General features: G+C 42.4%; 1 pseudogene. It reads left to right on the plus strand.

Features of this window, described 5'->3' with window-relative positions:
* Positions 1-210 (plus strand): annotated as a pseudogene (locus HJV72_RS19485) (EAL domain-containing protein); the annotation flags it as partial.

Here is a 210-nt window from a genome sequence, read left to right on the forward strand (position 1 = left end):
GGAAGAATCTATGCCATGCCGGATGATTTTATCGGCCTGTTTGAAAAAAACGGCATGATTGCAGAGCTGGATCTTTATATTTATGAAAGAATATGCATTTTGATTAACCGGTTTAAAGCATGCGGGCTCACATCCGTATGTATTGCGGTAAATGTGTCGAGGCACACAATGATGCAGCCGGATTTTGTGGAGACGTATCTGGCAATCAAG

The organism is Extibacter sp. GGCC_0201, from assembly GCF_017566055.1.
Lineage (GTDB): Bacteria > Bacillota > Clostridia > Lachnospirales > Lachnospiraceae > Extibacter.